The sequence below is a fragment of the Pseudomonas defluvii genome, from assembly GCF_001695625.1.
In the GTDB taxonomy this organism is placed as follows: domain Bacteria; phylum Pseudomonadota; class Gammaproteobacteria; order Pseudomonadales; family Pseudomonadaceae; genus Aquipseudomonas; species Aquipseudomonas defluvii.
This window is the reverse complement of sequence record NZ_MBPN01000312.1, coordinates 1-669: the sequence shown is the minus strand read 5'-3', so window position 1 is coordinate 669 and position 669 is coordinate 1. Positions and strand designations below refer to the sequence as shown.

General features: G+C 67.7%; 1 pseudogene. It reads left to right on the top strand.

Going from position 1 to position 669, the window contains the following annotated elements:
- Positions 1-669, top strand: a pseudogene (locus EKA13_RS28010) (toxin VasX); the annotation flags it as partial.

Sequence of the window (669 nt, the reverse complement as noted above, 5' to 3'; positions counted from 1 at the left end):
GACCTGTATTTAAAGCGTCACCACCGTGCGACCTGGTGGGTCGATTATGACGACAGCGGCACCCGCGCCTGGCTCGACCGCCTGGCCACCGCCTGCCTCAGCGCCCAGTGCCTGCACGACAAAGGCGCCGAACAATACGCCGACTATGTCCGCAGCCCCGACCCCGGCGTGCTGCGCCAACTGTTCTTCGCCTGGAGCCCAAGCCTGGAAGCGGCGTTGAACAGTGCCACGCGCCACAGCGAGATCCTCGGCGCCCTGGCCCAGGAAAACCGCAGCAACGCCTATGAAGCCCTGGCCAAGGCCCTGGCGCCGCTGAGCCGGGCGGTCCTGGATGATATCGGTGCGCGGGCCAGTACCCCCCATGGCGAATGGAACACCCTGGTCAAACGCCTCGGCGCGGCCTTGCTGCGGCTCAGGGGCGAGGAAGCCATGGCCCTGAGCCCGACCTGGAACAGCCTGCTGGTGGCGATCAAGCTGGGCACGGGGGCCGGGGCGCGCTGGGGCATCGAAGCTGGCAAACCGGTACTGCGCCTGTTTGGCGACTCGGCCGAGGAACTGTGGCGCTGGGCCCAGTCGACCGGGCGGGCGATTAGCCTGGGGCAACCGGCGGGCATCTTCAACAGCAAGGTGGTGCAAAACAGCGGCGGCTTGATCGCCCTGATGGTGCTC